Here is a 15619-nt window from a genome sequence, read left to right on the forward strand (position 1 = left end):
CCTGTAAGGAGAACAGATGTTCAAGTCTGCGGAGGAAGTCCTCGCGTTCATCAAGGACGAGGATGTCAAGTTTGTTGACATCCGCTTCACCGACCTCCCCGGCGTCCAGCAGCACTTCAACGTCCCCGCGAAGACGGTGGACGAGGACTTCTTCGTCAATGGGCAGCTCTTCGACGGCTCGTCCATCCGCGGCTTCCAGGGCATCGCCGAGTCCGACATGCAGCTCATCCCGGACGTGACCACCGCCTACGTCGACCCCTTCCGGGTCGAGAAGACGCTCGCACTCAACTTCTCCATCGTGAACCCGCGGACCGGCGAGCCGTACCACCGCGATCCGCGAGGAGTCGCCGAGCGCGCCGAGGCCTACCTGGCCTCCACCGGCATCGCAGACACGGCGTTCTTCGCTCCCGAGGCGGAGTTCTACGTTTTCGACAACGTCCAGTTCGAGTCCTCCCCGCAGTCCTCCTTCTACAAGGTCGACTCCATCGAGGCCCCGTGGAACTCCGGCCGCGAGGAAGAAGGCGGCAACCTCGCCAACAAGACGCCCTTCAAGGGCGGCTACTTCCCGGTCTCCCCTGTTGACCACCAGGCCGATCTGCGCGACGCGATGGTCCTGAACCTCGACGCCGTCGGCCTTGAGGTCGAGCGCTCGCACCACGAGGTCGGTGCCGCGGGCCAGGCCGAGATCAACTACAGGTTCTCGACCCTCGTGCGGGCGGCCGATGACCTGCAGAAGTTCAAGTACGTCATCAAGAACACCGCGACCGAGTGGGGCAAGTCGGTCACCTTCATGCCCAAGCCCATCTTCGGCGACAACGGCTCAGGCATGCACTGCCACCAGTCGCTGTGGAACGGCGGCGAGCCGCTCTTCTACGACGAGAAGGGCTATGGCAGCCTCTCGGACCTCGCCCGCTGGTACATCGGCGGCCTGCTCAAGCACGCCTCGGCGGTGCTCGCGTTCACCAACCCGACCGTCAACTCGTACAAGCGCCTTGTGAAGGGTTTCGAGGCGCCGGTCAACATGGTCTACTCGCAGGGCAACCGCTCTGCCGGCATCCGCATCCCGATCACCGGCACCAACCCGAAGGCCAAGCGCATCGAGTTCCGCGCTCCGGACCCCTCGTCGAACCCGTACCTCGCTTTTGCCGCCCAGCTCATGGCCGGCATCGATGGCATCCGCAACCGCATCGAGCCCCCCGCCCCCATCGACAAGGACCTCTACGAGCTCCCTGCCGAAGAGGCCAAGGACATCCCGAAGGCGCCGGGTTCCCTCGACGAAGCCCTCGAGGCCCTCGAAGCTGACAACGAGTTCCTTCAGGCCGGCGGCGTCTTCACGCAGGACCTCATCGACACCTGGGTCGCCTACAAGCGCGAGAAGGAGATCGCTCCCCTCTCGCTCCGCCCGAACCCTTACGAGTTCGAGCTCTACTTCGGCGTGTAGCGGAAACACCGGGCTGAAGCGCCCTAGTCCGCACGAGCGGCCGATCCCGACGGGACGGCCGCTCGTGCGGACTCTTCTTCCCACAGGTTGCGGCTCCTTCGACACAGATCCGCCCGGACTCTCCTTGTGGGAGGTCCGGGCGGATTTCTGTGGATCAGCCTCCCCAGACGTCCCCGGCTGCCAAGCGGGTGAGCTGGGCTCTTGCTTCCTCTTCGCTAAGGCCCGCTCGGCGCAGTGCCTCGAGCTGCCATTCCTGGTGCAGGCGGCTGGGGAACTCCGTCTCCTGCCGGTTGCCGTGGGTGGGGGTTGGGACTCGTCGAGCAGGATCGCGGCGCATTCGGTCCAGTTTCTCCTTCGGCTCAGACTCTTCATCGAATCCAGACTTGTCCTCGAGGGACGCAGGTGCACAAAAGTATGCCCTACGCTGTCACGGACGTCACAGGGCCGAAAGTCCCAGAGGGGCTTAGCCCGCGATCGTCGTCAGGATCGCCACTGACTCACCGACCGCGGTCACGTCGTGGCGCGGGCCCGGAAGCGCCACAAGCTGCCCCGTCTCGACCCGCGTTTCGCCTTCGTCTGCCCTGACGATCATCGCGCCCGAGAGCACATGGAGGGTCGCCGCCTCAGGCTTCGGATGGTCGCCGAGGGCTTGGCCGTCCAGGAGAGCGATGAGCGTGTGCCGGAGCCGGCCGTCGTGCAGGAGCGCCCGCGCACTTCGACCGTGAGGGCTGAGCCTGGCCCGATCGAGCTCGAGGTCGGCCGCCGCTTCAAGACTGATCATCTCTGCCATCTCTGGCCTCCTTCTCTCGGGATCTGGCAACCCTCACGAACCGTTCGCGTAGAACCTCTCCTCGAACACGTGGCGTGTGCGCCGCGTGAGCTGCAAGTAGCGCTCCTCGAGGGCTGAAGCCTGACCTGGAGCGTATCCGCACCACCGTGCCACCGCCTCGAGGTCGCGGCGGGACGATGGCAGCATGTCGGACGCGCGACCTGTCCAGACGACGTTGGCGCTGCGGATGCGGCTCGCGAGCCGCCAGGCATCCGCGAGCAAGGCGGCCTCCCCGTCAGGGATGAGTCCGAGTCCCGCGGCGGCGCCGAGCGCGCCAAGCGTCGAGGTCGTCCTCAATTCCGGGTGGCGCGCCGCGTGCTGCAGCTGGAGGAACTGCACCAGCCACTCAACATCGCTGAGCCCTCCCCGACCCAGTTTGAGGTGTCTTGAGGGGTCAGCGCCGCGCGGAAGGCGCTCTGCCTCGACCCGGGCCTTGATCCGCCTGATCTCCCGGATGTCGGCTGGGGACAGTTCCTCGGGGTAGCGCACCGAGTCGACGAGCTCCATGAAATCCGTGGCCAGCCCGTCGTCGCCCGCCATCGGCCGGGCCCGGAGAAGGGCCTGCCACTCCCACACCAGGGCCCACCGCCGGTAGTACTCGGCGAAGGACTCGAGCGAACGCACGAGCGGACCCGATTTGCCTTCCGGGCGGAGATCGGCATCGAGTTGGAGGACGCGCTCGGCGAGCACCGCGGGTTTGAGGGGCTGGGTGAGCAGGCCGGACAGGCTGGTCACGATCTCCATGGCCTGCTTCTGGGCCGCCCGAGGATCCGCGTCAGGAAACGGTCGGTGCACATATATGACGTCGGCGTCCGAACCGTATCCGATCTCGCGCCCGCCCTGCCTGCCCATGGCGACGACGAGCACGTGCGTGAGGAGCGGACCCGAGGCCTTCACATGGTCCTCTGCGACTCGCAGCGCCCCCAGCACCGCGGCCTGATCCGCGTCGGCGAGGGCGCGCCCGACGGAGTCCTGGTCAAGCAGGCCTGCGCTGTCGGCGATGGCGACGCGGAGGATCTCGCGGCGCCGGATGAGCCGGACGAGACGCATCCGCGCCGTGGGCTCCTCGTGCCGCGAGATCTTGGACTGGATTTCCTGCCACTGGGCCTCGAGCGGAACCGGCGCCAGATCCCTCTCGTGGCCGAGCCAGGCGACGGACTCGGGGGACACCTCGAGCAGATCGGCCATGAGCCGGGAGTTCGAGAGAATGTGGCACAGGCGCTCGGCCGCGGCGGCGGAGTCCCGCAGCATGCCGAGGTACCAGTGAGTCGTGCCGAGTGCCTCGCTCACGCGCCGGAACGCCAGCAGCCCGCCGTCCGGATCCACTCCCTGGGCCAGCCAGTCGAGGAGGACGGGGAGGAGCTGTCGCTGGAGCGCGGCCCTGCGGCTCACCCCTGCAGTGAGCGCCTCGATGTGGCGCATCGCGCCCTTCGGGTCCAAATAGCCGAGCGCGGCGAGACGGCCTTGGGCGGCTTCCGGCGACAGAGTTGCCTCTTCGGGGCTGAGGTTCGCCACCGAGTTGAGGAGGGGGCGGTAGAAGATCCGCTGGTGCAGGTCGCGGACACTTCGCTTGGTCCGGTGCCATGACTCGAGCAGAGACTCGGGCGACGCCTTCGAGGAGTCCATGACGCCTTGGACGGAGCGTGCCAGCGCCCGAAGGGCATCCTCCTTGACGGGCATGAGATGGGTCCGTCTCAGGTGCGAGAGCTGGATGCGGTGCTCGAGGAGCCGCAGGCGCCGATACGAGACATCGAACTCCGCAGCCGCGCTCCGGCCGATGTAGCCGCCAGCCGCCAGAGCCGCAATCGCAGACGTGGTGTCACGGACCCTGAGCGTCTCATCGGTCCGGCCGTGGACCAGCTGGAGCAGCTGGACCGTGAACTCGACATCTCGGAGTCCGCCCGCACCGAGCTTGATCTGCCGATCGGCCTCTGCGGCGGGGATGTGTTCGGTCACGCGTCGGCGCATCGCCTGGACCGACTCGACGAACCCCTCCCGTCCCGCGGATGCCCAGACGAGCGGCGCCACGGAGGCCTCGTAGCGGCGGCCGAGTTCGCCATCGCCCGCAATGCAGCGCGCCTTGAGGAGGGCTTGGAACTCCCAGCTCTGGGCCCAGCGGTCGTAGTAGGCGAGGTGTGAATCCAGGGTGCGCACCAAGGGCCCATCCTTGCCCTCGGGACGGAGGTTCGCGTCCACCTGCCACAGCGCTGGCTCGCGCGCGGTGGCAGAGACCGCGCGCGTGAGGCCCGTGGCGAGGACGGTCCCGATCCGCACGGCCTCGGTGTCATCCGCGGCGTCGCTCTTGCCGTCGACCACATAGACGACGTCGACGTCGGAGATGTAGTTGAGTTCCCTCGCCCCGCACTTGCCCATGCCGATCACGCTGAGGACGACGGCGTTGACCGCCTCCGCCCCGAAGGCCGCCGAGGCTTCGGCGCGGGCGACGGCGAGCCCAGCCTCGAGCGCCGCAGAGGCGAGATCCGCAAGCTCTGCGGCGGCAGTGGGAAGGAAGTCGAGCGGAGAAGCCGCACCCAGGTCTCGAATGGCGAGCTCGCACAAGTGCCGTCGGTAGCGCACCCGAAGCGCTTCGTAGGCCTCGTTTCCCGTCCGCGCGGCGACGGGTTGCCTCGCGGACGGATCCGCTCCCACAGAGCGCAGGAGCGAGGCCCGGAGCATCGCAGGGTTGGCTCCTTGCGGCTCGGCGGACGGGGCCTGGTCGAACACGTCGAGGTGCTCGGGCCGCCGGATGAGGAAATCCGCGAGAGCCTCCGAAGCCCCGAGGAGGCGGAACAGGGGCTCGCTCCGGGAAAGTCCTGCTTGCACGACAGCGCGGAGCCCCGGGTCCCGGCTGAGCAGCCGCACCAGCGCGGTGATCGCGCCGTCGGGGTCCGGCGCGACAGACAGTCCCTCCAGAAGGATGTCCTCATCGATCCCCGCCAGCTCCGGCGCCCCCAGGAACCGTTCGGCCCGTTCGGGGTCCGACGATCCGAGTGCTATGAGCCGACGGGTGAGGCTGGGGGCCATGAGGGTCTGCCTGGTTCCCGGCTACAGGATGCCGAGATTGCGGTGCAGCTCGTAGGGCGTCACCTCGAGGCGGTACTCGTTCCATTCTTGGCGCTTGTTGCGCAGGAAGTACTCGAACACCTGCTCCCCCAGGATCTCGGCCATGAGCTCAGAGTCCTCCATCGTGCCGATCGCGTCGTAGAGGCTGGACGGAAGCGGCGAATGCCCCAGGACCCTGCGCTCGGCTGACGTGAGCGACGAGATGTCGTCCTCGGCCGCGGGCGGAAGCTCGTATTCCTCCTCGATCCCCTTGAGTCCCGCACCGAGGAGGACTGCATAGGAGAGATAGGGATTGGTCGCGGAATCGATGCCCCGGTATTCGACCCGGGCCGACTGCCCCTTGCCGGGCTTGTAGAGCGGGACCCGGACCAGAGCAGAGCGGTTGTTGTGGCCCCAGCTGAGGTAGCTCGGCGCCTCTCCCCCACCCCAGAGCCGCTTGTACGAGTTCACGAACTGGTTCGTGACCGCTGTGAACTCGTTGGCGTGCTTGAGGAGGCCCGCGATGAAATGGCGGGCGGTCTTGGAGAGCTGGAACTCCGCACCCGGCTCGTGGAAGGCGTTCGTATCCCCCTCGAAGAGGGAGAAGTGCGTGTGCATGCCGCTGCCGGGGAAGTCGGTGAACGGCTTCGGCATGAAGGTCGCGTAGGCCCCCTGCTGGATGGCGACCTCCTTCACGACCGTGCGGAACGTCATGATGTTGTCCGCCGTCTGGAGGGCATCCGCGTAGCGGAGGTCGATCTCGTTCTGGCCGGGCCCACCCTCGTGGTGGCTGAACTCGACCGAAATCCCGACGGACTCCAGCATGTTGACCACCGTGCGCCGGAAATCCTGCGCGACGCCGCCGGGGACGTGGTCGAAGTAGCCGCCCTGGTCAATCGGAACGGGCGCCCCCGTCGGGCCGAGGCGGTCGGACTCAAGCAGGTAGAACTCGATTTCCGGATGCGTGTAGCACGTGAAGCCCAGCTCAGCCGCCTTCGCGAGCGTGCGCTTGAGCACGTTGCGGGGGTCCGCCGGGGAGGGTTCGCCGTCGGGAGTCAGGATGTCACAGAACATCCGCGAGGTGGGCTCCGTCTCGCCGCGCCAGGGAAGGATCTGAAAGGTCGAGGGATCCGGCTGCAGCAGCATGTCCGACTCCGAGACCCGCGCAAGGCCCTCGATCGACGAGCCATCGAAGCCCAGACCTTCGTCGAAGGCGCCCTCGACCTCGGCAGGGGCAAGCGCCACGGACTTGAGCGAGCCGACGACGTCTGTGAACCACAGACGGACGAAGCGGACGTCGCGCTCCTCGATGGTCCGGAGCACGAATTCCTGCTGACGGTTCATGGGGAAGTCTTCCTTACGGTCACGGGCCCTACGCTTCCCCCACTCTACTCAGCTTGGACTAGTCTCGTCGGTATGGTCCCCACCACTTCTGACGAGTCTCCCGCGCCCTACGGAAGCGGTCCTCAGCAGGCTCGAGCCCGCGCGGTTCCGCCGAGCCCGGCAGGGCGGGTGCGCATCCATCACCTCGCCGCGGCGAAGGAACGAGGCGAACGCTTCGCGATGCTGACGGCGTACGACCAATACGCCGCGCAGATCTTCGACGAGGCCGGCATCGAGGTGCTCCTCGTGGGGGACTCGGCGGCCAACAACGTCTTCGGGCACGAGACGAGCCTCCCGGTCACAGTCGACGAGCTCCTCCCGCTGTGCCGCGCCGTGGCCCGCTCCGCACGCCGCGCCCTCGTGGTCGCCGACCTCCCGTTCGGCAGCTACGAGGTCTCCCCCGCCCAAGGGGTGGAGACCGGGGTCAGGTTCCTCAAGGAAGGCCTGGCCCACGCCGTCAAGATGGAGGGCGGCGCGTTCTACGCGGACACAGTGCGCGCCATGGTGCAGGCAGGAATACCCGTGATGGCCCACATCGGCTTCACACCCCAGAGCGAGCACGCCTTGGGCGGCTACCGCGTCCAGGGAAGGGGCGACGACGCCGCTCGCCTCATCGAGGATGCCAAGGCCCTCGAGGCGGCCGGGGCCTTCTGCGTCCTCATGGAGATGGTGCCCGCCGCGACCGCCGCCGCGGTCGACGCAGCCGTAAGGGTGCCCACGATCGGCATCGGCGCCGGCGCGACGACCACCGGCCAGGTGCTCGTGTGGCAGGACATGGCCGGCCTGCGCGGCGGCGAAGGCACCAGGATCGCCAAGTTCGTCAAGCAGTACGCCGACCTCAGGAGCATCCTCCTCGACGCCGCCCGCCGCTACGGCGACGACGTCCGGTCAGGAGCCTTCCCCGGACCCGAGCACAGCTTCTAGCCGCGACCCTATTCCTGCCCCGGCCCTAATCCTGATCGGCCCAGCCGTCCCCGTCCGCGTCGTCGGGGTCCCACGACTTGTTGCGCTCTTTGACCTTCTCGAGCGCGTGCTCCGCTTCCTCCCGGGTCGGATACGGGCCGATGAGCTGGGTCCAGTCGCTCATCGCGTCCTCTTCGACCTGATGGGTGCGGACGTTATACCAAAACTGCGTCATGCCGCTCGCCCTCCTTCCCGCACGAGTACACTCAGCCTATGCCTTCTCCGTCACCCGCGGCACCCGTGGGCACACTCGTGCCTGGGACCGTCTCTCCCATGCGCAAGGTCCCGGAATCCATCGCCCGGCCGAGCTATGTGGGAAAGGACGGGCCGGAGAAGTACGAGGGCAACGACGTCTACACGCCAGAGCAGGTCGATCGGATCCGGGCAGCCGGGAAGATCGCGGCGCAGGCGATCGTCGAGGTTGGGAAGCACATCCGCCCAGGGGTCACCACGGACGAGCTCGACCAGATCGGCCATGACTACGTGGTCTCCCACGGCGCCTACCCGTCGACGCTCGGGTACCGCGGCTTCACAAAGTCGCTCTGCACCTCGATCAACGAGGTCATCTGCCACGGCATCCCCGACTCAACGGTGCTCGAGGACGGGGACATCATCAACATCGACATCACCGCCTTCAAGGATGGTGTCCACGGTGACACCAACTACACGTTCCTCGTGGGGAATGTGGACGACGAGTCGAGACTGCTCGTGGAGCGGACGCAGGAGTCCCTCCGCAGGGCTATCAAGGCCGTCGCCCCGGGCCGCGAGATCAATGTGATCGGACGAGCCATCGAGTCGTACGCGAAGCGATTCGGGTACGGAGTCGTGCGCGATTTCACGGGCCACGGCGTGGGCGAGGCGTTCCACTCCGGGCTGATCATCCCGCACTACGACGCCGCACCGGCCTACCGCCGAGTGATGGAGCCGGGGATGGTCTTCACGATCGAGCCGATGCTCACCCTCGGCACGATCCAGTGGGACATGTGGGATGACGGCTGGACCGTCGTCACACGCGACCGCAAGCGGACGGCCCAGTTCGAGCACACCCTCGTCGTCACCGAGAACGGCGCCGAGGTCCTTACGGTCCCCTGACCGGCCCACCCCCCTTCCCCACAAGCGACCCGAGAGGCGAACGCATGTCCAAAAGCGACAAGAAGAAGTCCAGATATGTGATTGGGGTCGATATCGGCGGGACCGGGATCAAGGGCGGCATCGTCGACCTCAAGAAGGGCAAGCTCGTAGGCGATCGCGTCCGCATCGACACGCCTCGTCCCGCCGCCCCCGAGCCCGTCGCCGATGTCGTGGCGAAGATCGTCGAGGAGCTCACGGCCAGGGACGACGCCCCGGACCGCGACAGCCCCATCGGGGTCACGTTCCCCGGCATCATCCAGCACGGCGTCGCGCGCTCCGCCGCCAACGTGGACAAGTCGTGGATCGATTTCGGCATCAACGAGTACTTCACCGAGCATCTCGGCCGCCCCGTCGAGGTCATCAATGATGCCGACGCGGCTGGCCTCGCCGAGGTGCGCTACGGCGCCGGCAAGGGCGTCGACGGCACGGTTCTCGTCATCACGCTGGGCACCGGCATTGGCTCCGCGTTCGTCTTCGACGGGCAGCTCGTGCCGAACGCCGAGCTCGGCCACCTCGAGATCGACGGCTTCGATGCCGAGACGAAGGCATCCGCCGTTGCCCGCGAGCGGGACGGAATCGGCTGGGAGGACTACAGCGTGCGACTCCAGCGTTACTTCTCGCACGTCGAATTCCTCTTCTCCCCCGAGCTGTTCATTGTCGGGGGCGGCATTTCCAAGCGCGCGGACGAATACCTTCCGCTCCTCAAGCTGCGGACGCCGATCATTCCGGCTGAGCTCAAGAACGAGGCCGGGATCGTGGGAGCTGCGCTGCAGGTGGCAATCCACCACAAGCTCACCAAATAGCACAGAGACGCAGAGGGGCCCGGCACGCGCCGGGCCCCTCTACTCTGCGGCTGCGGTCTCCGCCCGCTCCGAACGCAGCAGAGCGATGGCGGCTTCGAAGTCCTCAAGGGATTCGAACGACTGGTAGACGCTCGCGAACCGCAGGTATGCGACGTGGTCGAGCTTGCGCAGCGGTCCCAGAATCGCTAAGCCGACCTCGTGCGCCTGAATCTCCGCTGCCCCGCTCGAGCGCACCGTCTCCTCGACCTCCTGCGCGAGCAGCGCGAGGTCATCCTCCGTCACGGGACGCCCCTGGCAGGCCTTCCGCACCCCGTTGATCACTTTGGTCCGGCTGAAGGGCTCACCCACCCCGGACCTCTTGACGACGGTGAGGCTCGTCGTCTCGATGGTGGTGAAGCGGCGGCCGCACTGAGGGCACTGCCGCCGCCGGCGGATGGCGGAGCCGTCGTCCTGGATTCGGCTGTCGACCACGCGAGAATCGGGATTGCGGCAGAACGGGCAGTACATCCCTCAATTCTAGAGGGGTCACGGTGATCACAACAAGCAGGCACCACAAGATGTAGTGGTAGGTGCTACTAGCTGTGGGATTCCCCTAGTTACGGGATTCGACGGCCCGCTCCACGAATCGGCGCTCGACTGCGTCCCCGTGTGCGGGAAGGTCCTCGGCGTCGGAGAGGCTGCGGATATGCTGCGCGACGGCGTCCAGAGCCGCCTCGCTGTAGTCGATGATCTGCACTGCCTTGAGGAAGGTGGCCACGTTGAGCCCCGAGGAGAACGCCGCCGTGCCGCTCGTGGGCAGCACGTGGTTCGATCCGGCGGTGTAGTCGCCGAGGCTGACCGGGCTGTAGTCGCCGACGAAGATTGCGCCAGCATTGCGGACCCGCGCGGCTACTGAGGCGGCGTCCTGCGTCATGACCTCGAGGTGCTCGGCCGCGTACGCGTCGCACACCGCGATCCCGGCGTCGATATCGTCCACGAGCACCGCGCCCGACTGGCGCCCCGAGAGCGCGGCGAGCACGCGTTCCCGGTGCTTCGTCAGCTCTGCCTGCTCCCCGAGCCGCTCGCGAACCGCGTCGATGAGCTCCGGAGAGTCGGTGACGAGCACGGAACCGGCGCGCGTGTCGTGCTCCGCCTGGCTGATGAGATCCGCCGCCACGAGCTCGGGGCGGGCACCGGCGTCCGCGAGGATCGCGATCTCCGTGGGCCCGGCCTCCGCATCGATCCCGACCACGCCCTTCACGAGCCGCTTGGCGGTGGCGACGAAGATGTTCCCCGGCCCGGTCACGACATCGGCCGGCTCAATGGCCGGTAGCGGACCCTCGGCGTCCTCGCCCGCCGCGATGCCGTAGGCGAAGGCGACGACGGCTTGGGCGCCCCCGATCGCGTAGACCTCGTCGATGCCGAGCAGCGCGGCGGCGGCAAGGATCGTGGGGTGCGGGAGACCCTCGTTGTCGTGCTGCGGCGGCGACGCGAGCGCAATCGATGCGACCCCTGCTGCCTGCGCGGGGACCACGTTCATCACGACCGACGACGGGTAGACGGCGAGGCCACCGGGAACATAAACGCCCACTCGTCGCACCGGCACCCAGCGCTGGGTGACTTTGGCGCCGTCGCCCGGGTGGACCGTGACGTCGGCGGGCCGCTGGGCCTCGGCGAACAGGCGAGCACGGCGGATCGACTCCTCGAGAGCCTCGCGGACCCTGGGGTTCAGGGATTCCAGCGCCTCGGAGATTGCCTCAGCGGGGACGCGGGGATGACGCTGCGTGACGCCGTCGAACTTCTCGGCCAGAAGCGACAGCGCTGCGAAACCGCCTGATCGAACATCCGCGATGATCCCTCGCACGGCGTCCTCGACGGCGGAGCCCTGCTCGGCCTCGAGCCGCGGCACGACCGCGCGGAGATCGGCGAGGCTGAGACTCCTGCCCCTGAGGTCGATGGTACGGAAGTCGAGGGCGGTAGCTGGCGATGTCACCAACCCAGTTTACGGGTGTGGGAGACGGTCAACCGCGCGTCGGCGGCGACCAGAAGATTGTCATGAGCCCGAGGATGACGACGGCAACGATGCCCGGCCACAGGGCGAGCGCGCTGAGCGCCTGAAGTCCGAACGCCGATCCGTCGACGCTGGGATCCGTGCGCAACGTTCCGAATGCCTGGCCGAGCCCGACGCCGGTCAGCCACATGAGCACACTGCCCACCCCTGACCCGATCAACGCAGACAGCTGCCGTGGCGCGAAGTCGCCCCGCGAGTTGGCGCGGACCACGAACACCACGACGACGAGTGCGGCAAAGGCGGCAAGGGCCGCGAAGACGAGGTCTCGCGCGAGCCACGCGTGGTAGTCCGATCCATCGCCTTGCAGGCGGCCCCCGGGCGCGGCAAGCCACCAGACGAGGCCCAGCGGAACGCCCGCGACGGCAGGAGCCGCGAGCCATGGGATGAGGGCCCTGACCTGTGAACGGTCGCGGACGCTGATGTCAGGCATCGAGGCACGCAGGGCCGAGGAGGACCTTGAGGTCCCCGAACAGGGCGGGATTCGGGTTGACGCGCAAATGCACCCCGAGCTTCATGACCTCGATGCTGCGGCTTCCGTGGAGCCGGAGCTGCACCTCGCTATGGCCAGGGTGGGTGCGGAGCACGTCGCCGAGCCGAGTCACGATCCGCTCGGTGGCCTTGTGGGTGGGCATCGAGATGACGACCGGCCCCGTTCCCGCCTGGCTGAGGTCGGGGACGCTGAGCTCCATCGCGCTGATCGCTACAGCGCCGTCGTCGCGGCGCTGGAGGCGCCCCTTGACGACGACGATCAGATCCTCGGCGAGAATCGATGCGATCGGGCCGTAGACCTGGCCGAAGAACATCACCTCTATCGACGCGCCGAGGTCCTCGATCTCAGCACGGGCGTAGGCGTTCCCACTCGATTTGGCGATGCGCCGGCTGAGGGATGTGATCATGCCGGCAATGGTGACGATCGCGCCGTCCTGGGGGCCGTCGTCGGAAATCACCTGCGAGATCGCATGGTCGGCATGCTCCTCGAGGACGCCCTCGAGACCTTGGAGGGGGTGGTCGGAGACGTAGAGCCCGAGCATGTCACGCTCGAACGCAAGACGGTCCTTCTTCTCCCACTCGGGCAGGTCCGGGATCTCCACGGCGAGGCCAGAGGCCATGCCACCGCCCCCGTCGCCATCGAACGCGCTGAAGAGGTCGAATTGGTTCGCCGCCTCGTTGCGCTTCAGCACGATGACGGCGTCGACCGCCTCCTCGTGGACCATGGCGAGCGCACGGCGCGGGTGCCCGAGCGAGTCGAAAGCGCCCGCCTTGATGAGCGATTCGATGGTGCGCTTGTTGCAGACGACGGCGGGCACCTTCTGGAGGAAATCGCCGAAGCCCGTGAAGGCCCCCTTCTCCTCGCGGGCCTCGACCATTGAATGGACCACGTTCGCGCCCACGTTGCGGATGGCTCCCATCCCGAAGCGGATGTCCTTGCCCACCGGGGTGAAGTTGAGGGCAGACTCGTTGACATCCGGCGGGAGAACCGTGATGCCCATGCGGCGGCACTCGTTCAAGTACATGGCGCATTTGTCCTTGTCGTCGCCCACCGACGTCAGGAGCGCCGCCATATATTCGGCGGGATAGTGGGCCTTGAGGTAGGCGGTCCAGTACGAGACGACGCCGTACGCGGCCGAATGGGCCTTGTTGAACGCGTAGTCCGAGAACGGCAGCAGGATATCCCAGAGAGTCTTGATCGCCTCGTCGGAGTAGCCGCGCTCGCGCATGCCGTTCGAGAAGCCCTCGAACTGCTTGTCCAGCTCGGACTTCTTCTTCTTGCCCATGGCGCGGCGCAGGATATCGGCCTGCCCGAGCGAGTAGCCGGCGAGTTTCTGAGCGATGGCCATGACCTGCTCCTGATACACGATCAGGCCGTAGGTCCCGCCCAGGATGTCCTCGAGTGGCTCTGCGAGCTCCGGGTGGATCGGGGTGATGTCCTGCTGCCCGTTCTTGCGCAGCGCATAGTTCGTGTGCGCGTTCGCGCCCATGGGCCCAGGGCGGTACAGGGCGAGCACGGCCGAGATGTCCTCGAAGTTGTCCGGCCGCATGAGCTTGAGCAGCGACCGCATCGGACCGCCATCGAGCTGGAAGACGCCGAGCGTGTCTCCGCGGGCCAGGAGCTCATAGGATGCGGCGTCGTCGAGTTCGAGTCGCTCGAGGTCGAGGTCGATCCCCTGGTTGAGCTTGATGTTGTCCAGGGCGTCCGTGATGATCGTCAGGTTCCTCAGCCCGAGGAAGTCCATCTTGATCAGGCCGAGGCCCTCACAGGTCGGATAGTCGAACTGCGTGATGACCTGGCCGTCCTGCTCACGACGCATGATCGGGATGATGTCGATCAGCGGGTGGGAGGACATGATGACGCCCGCCGCGTGGACGCCCCACTGGCGCTTGAGCCCCTCAAGGCCGAGCGCGGTCTCGAAGACGCGCTGAGCGTCGGCATCCGAGCGCAGGAGCTCGCGCATCTCCTCCGCCTCGCCATAGCGCTTGGCCTCTGGATTGTGGATGTCCGCAAGCGGCATGCCCTTGCCCATGACGTCCGGCGGCATCGCCTTCGTGAGCCGCTCCCCCACTGAGAACGGATACCCGAGCACGCGCGAAGAGTCCTTCAGGGCCTGCTTGGCCTTGATCGTGCCGTAGGTGACGATCATCGCGACGCGGTCGTCGCCGTACTTCTCGGTCACGTACTTGATGACCTCGGGGCGGCGGCGATCATCGAAGTCGACGTCGAAGTCAGGCATCGAGACGCGGTCCGGGTTGAGGAATCGCTCGAAGATGAGGCCGTGGGCGAGCGGATTCAGGTCGGTGATGCGCATCGCATAGGCAGCCATCGAGCCGGCGCCGGAACCGCGCCCCGGCCCGACCCGGATCCCGTTGTCCTTGGCCCAGTTGATGAAGTCCGCAACCACGAGGAAGTAGCCCGGGAACCCCATCTGGGTGATGATCCCGATCTCGTATTCGGCCTGCTTGCGGACCTCGTCCGGGATGCCCTGAGGAAAGCGGTAATGGAGGCCGCGTTCGACCTCCTTGACGAACCACGACTCCTCGTTCTCCCCCTCAGGGCAGGGGAAGCGGGGCATGTAGCTGGCCTTGGTGTTGAATTCGACGGCGCAGCGCTCGGCGATGAGCAGCGTGTTGTCGCAGGCTTCGGGATGGTCGCTGAAGATGGCCCGCATCTCCTGAGGGGACTTGAGGTAGAACTCGTCGGCGTCGAACTTGAAGCGCTTCGGATCTGCCAGAGTCGAACCGGACTGCACGCAGAGGAGCGCCGCGTGGCTCGACGCGTCCTCGGCGTGGGTGTAGTGGAGGTCGTTGGTGGCGACGAGCGGGAGCCCAAGGTCCCTCGCGAGCTTGATCAGGTCTGCCTGGACGCCGCGCTCGATGTCCAGCCCGTGGTCCATGACCTCGCAGAAGAAGTTGTCCGCGCCGAAGATGTCCCGGAACTCCGCTGCCGCCTCGCGGGCCTCCTTGTAGAGGCCCAGCCGGAGCTTCGTCTGCACCTCTCCCGAGGGGCAGCCCGTGGTGGCGATGAGACCTTCCCCGTAGGTCTGGAGGAGTTCGCGGTCCATGCGGGGCTTGTAGAGATAGCCCTCGAGGGACGCGAGGGAGGACATCCGGAAGAGGTTGTGCATCCCCTGGGTGTTCTCGGCCCACATGGTCATGTGGGTGTAGGCGCCGGCGCCAGAGACATCGTCTCGGCCTCCGTCGCCCCAGCGGACTCGCGTCTTGTCCCTCCGCGCCGTGCCGGGTGTCAGGTACGCCTCGACTCCCACGATCGGCTTGATGCCCGCGTCGTTCGCCTTCTTCCAGAAGTCGAACGCCCCGAAGACGAAGCCGTGGTCCGTCGTTGCGAGGGCGTTCATGCCGAGTTCCGACGCATGGCTGAAAAGGTCGCCGAGGCGCGCAGCGCCGTCGAGCATCGAGTACTCAGTGTGGTTGTGGAGATGGACGAACGAACCGCTGGAACTCACCGGTCCAGTCTAGGCTCC

12 protein-coding genes are annotated in these 15619 nt (G+C 67.0%); 4 read left to right on the forward strand and 8 right to left on the reverse strand.

Annotated elements, in window-relative coordinates:
• Positions 1-16 precede the first annotated feature (16 nt).
• Positions 17-1441 (forward strand): type I glutamate--ammonia ligase, encoded by a 1425-nt coding sequence (gene glnA, locus E5679_RS04305; protein WP_138413832.1) that lies wholly within the window; start codon positions 17-19, stop codon positions 1439-1441.
• A gap of 463 nt (positions 1442-1904) precedes the next feature.
• On the opposite strand, the gene E5679_RS04310 is transcribed toward glnA (E5679_RS04305), so the two are convergent.
• From E5679_RS04310 to glnA (E5679_RS04320), 3 genes are read right to left on the reverse strand one after another with little or no spacing between them, the layout of a single operon-like run.
• Positions 1905-2231 (reverse strand): cupin domain-containing protein, encoded by a 327-nt coding sequence (locus E5679_RS04310; RefSeq protein WP_138413833.1) that lies wholly within the window; start codon positions 2229-2231, stop codon positions 1905-1907.
• Positions 2232-2264: 33 nt separating this feature from the next.
• Positions 2265-5294: a bifunctional [glutamine synthetase] adenylyltransferase/[glutamine synthetase]-adenylyl-L-tyrosine phosphorylase gene (locus E5679_RS04315; protein ID WP_138413834.1), complete on the reverse strand. Its 3030-nt coding sequence runs from the start codon at positions 5292-5294 to the stop codon at positions 2265-2267.
• Positions 5295-5315: 21 nt separating this feature from the next.
• Positions 5316-6656 carry a type I glutamate--ammonia ligase gene (gene glnA / locus E5679_RS04320; RefSeq protein WP_138413835.1) on the reverse strand — a complete coding sequence of 447 codons (1341 nt, stop codon included), beginning with the start codon at positions 6654-6656 and terminating at the stop codon, positions 5316-5318.
• Between the two features lie 72 nt (positions 6657-6728).
• Here glnA (E5679_RS04320) and panB point away from each other — a divergent pair, with 72 nt between their 5' ends.
• On the forward strand, positions 6729-7619 hold the full coding sequence (gene panB / locus E5679_RS04325) for a 3-methyl-2-oxobutanoate hydroxymethyltransferase (RefSeq protein ID WP_138413836.1): 891 nt from the start codon (positions 6729-6731) through the stop codon (positions 7617-7619).
• A 25-nt stretch (positions 7620-7644) separates the two neighbouring features.
• Here panB and E5679_RS04330 read toward each other — a convergent pair whose 3' ends face one another.
• Positions 7645-7833 (reverse strand): SPOR domain-containing protein, encoded by a 189-nt coding sequence (locus tag E5679_RS04330; RefSeq protein ID WP_138413837.1) that lies wholly within the window; start codon positions 7831-7833, stop codon positions 7645-7647.
• Between the two features lie 38 nt (positions 7834-7871).
• Here E5679_RS04330 and map point away from each other — a divergent pair, with 38 nt between their 5' ends.
• Complete coding sequence (map, locus tag E5679_RS04335; RefSeq protein ID WP_138413838.1) at positions 7872-8750, forward strand: type I methionyl aminopeptidase; 879 nt, start codon at positions 7872-7874, stop codon at positions 8748-8750.
• 44 nt (positions 8751-8794) lie between these two features.
• A complete protein-coding gene (ppgK, locus tag E5679_RS04340; protein ID WP_138413839.1) occupies positions 8795-9592 on the forward strand; it encodes a polyphosphate--glucose phosphotransferase in 798 nt (265 codons plus the stop codon).
• A gap of 39 nt (positions 9593-9631) precedes the next feature.
• Here ppgK and nrdR read toward each other — a convergent pair whose 3' ends face one another.
• From nrdR to dnaE, 4 genes are all read right to left on the reverse strand, one after another.
• Positions 9632-10099 (reverse strand): transcriptional regulator NrdR, encoded by a 468-nt coding sequence (nrdR, locus tag E5679_RS04345; protein WP_138413840.1) that lies wholly within the window; start codon positions 10097-10099, stop codon positions 9632-9634.
• An 85-nt stretch (positions 10100-10184) separates the two neighbouring features.
• The gene (hisD, locus tag E5679_RS04350; protein ID WP_249335945.1) at positions 10185-11564 is read right to left on the reverse strand and encodes a histidinol dehydrogenase; all 1380 of its coding nucleotides are present in this window, start codon (positions 11562-11564) and stop codon (positions 10185-10187) included.
• Between the two features lie 28 nt (positions 11565-11592).
• Entirely contained in the window at positions 11593-12072 is a 480-nt protein-coding gene (locus E5679_RS04355) for a hypothetical protein (protein WP_138413842.1), read from the reverse strand.
• Positions 12065-15601, reverse strand: a complete 3537-nt coding sequence (gene dnaE, locus E5679_RS04360) for a DNA polymerase III subunit alpha (protein ID WP_138413843.1) — start codon at positions 15599-15601, stop codon at positions 12065-12067. The genes E5679_RS04355 and dnaE overlap by 8 nt, the downstream gene beginning before the upstream one ends.
• Between the last annotated feature and the right edge of the window lie 18 nt (positions 15602-15619).

Source organism: Sinomonas gamaensis (assembly GCF_005876955.1).
Lineage (GTDB): Bacteria > Actinomycetota > Actinomycetes > Actinomycetales > Micrococcaceae > Sinomonas > Sinomonas gamaensis.

What these genes read in the sequence shown, in the direction of transcription:
- glnA (WP_138413835.1), bottom strand. Translation starts at nt 6,656, where the DNA reads ATGAACCGTCAGCAGGAATTCGTGCTCCGGACCATCGAGGAGCGCGAC.
- nrdR (WP_138413840.1), bottom strand. Translation starts at nt 10,099, where the DNA reads ATGTACTGCCCGTTCTGCCGCAATCCCGATTCTCGCGTGGTCGACAGC.
- panB (WP_138413836.1), top strand. Translation starts at nt 6,729, where the DNA reads ATGGTCCCCACCACTTCTGACGAGTCTCCCGCGCCCTACGGAAGCGGT.
- map (WP_138413838.1), top strand. Translation starts at nt 7,872, where the DNA reads ATGCCTTCTCCGTCACCCGCGGCACCCGTGGGCACACTCGTGCCTGGG.
- E5679_RS04355 (WP_138413842.1), bottom strand. Translation starts at nt 12,072, where the DNA reads ATGCCTGACATCAGCGTCCGCGACCGTTCACAGGTCAGGGCCCTCATC.
- ppgK (WP_138413839.1), top strand. Translation starts at nt 8,795, where the DNA reads ATGTCCAAAAGCGACAAGAAGAAGTCCAGATATGTGATTGGGGTCGAT.
- E5679_RS04330 (WP_138413837.1), bottom strand. Translation starts at nt 7,833, where the DNA reads ATGACGCAGTTTTGGTATAACGTCCGCACCCATCAGGTCGAAGAGGAC.
- E5679_RS04310 (WP_138413833.1), bottom strand. Translation starts at nt 2,231, where the DNA reads ATGGCAGAGATGATCAGTCTTGAAGCGGCGGCCGACCTCGAGCTCGAT.
- glnA (WP_138413832.1), top strand. Translation starts at nt 17, where the DNA reads ATGTTCAAGTCTGCGGAGGAAGTCCTCGCGTTCATCAAGGACGAGGAT.
- E5679_RS04315 (WP_138413834.1), bottom strand. Translation starts at nt 5,294, where the DNA reads ATGGCCCCCAGCCTCACCCGTCGGCTCATAGCACTCGGATCGTCGGAC.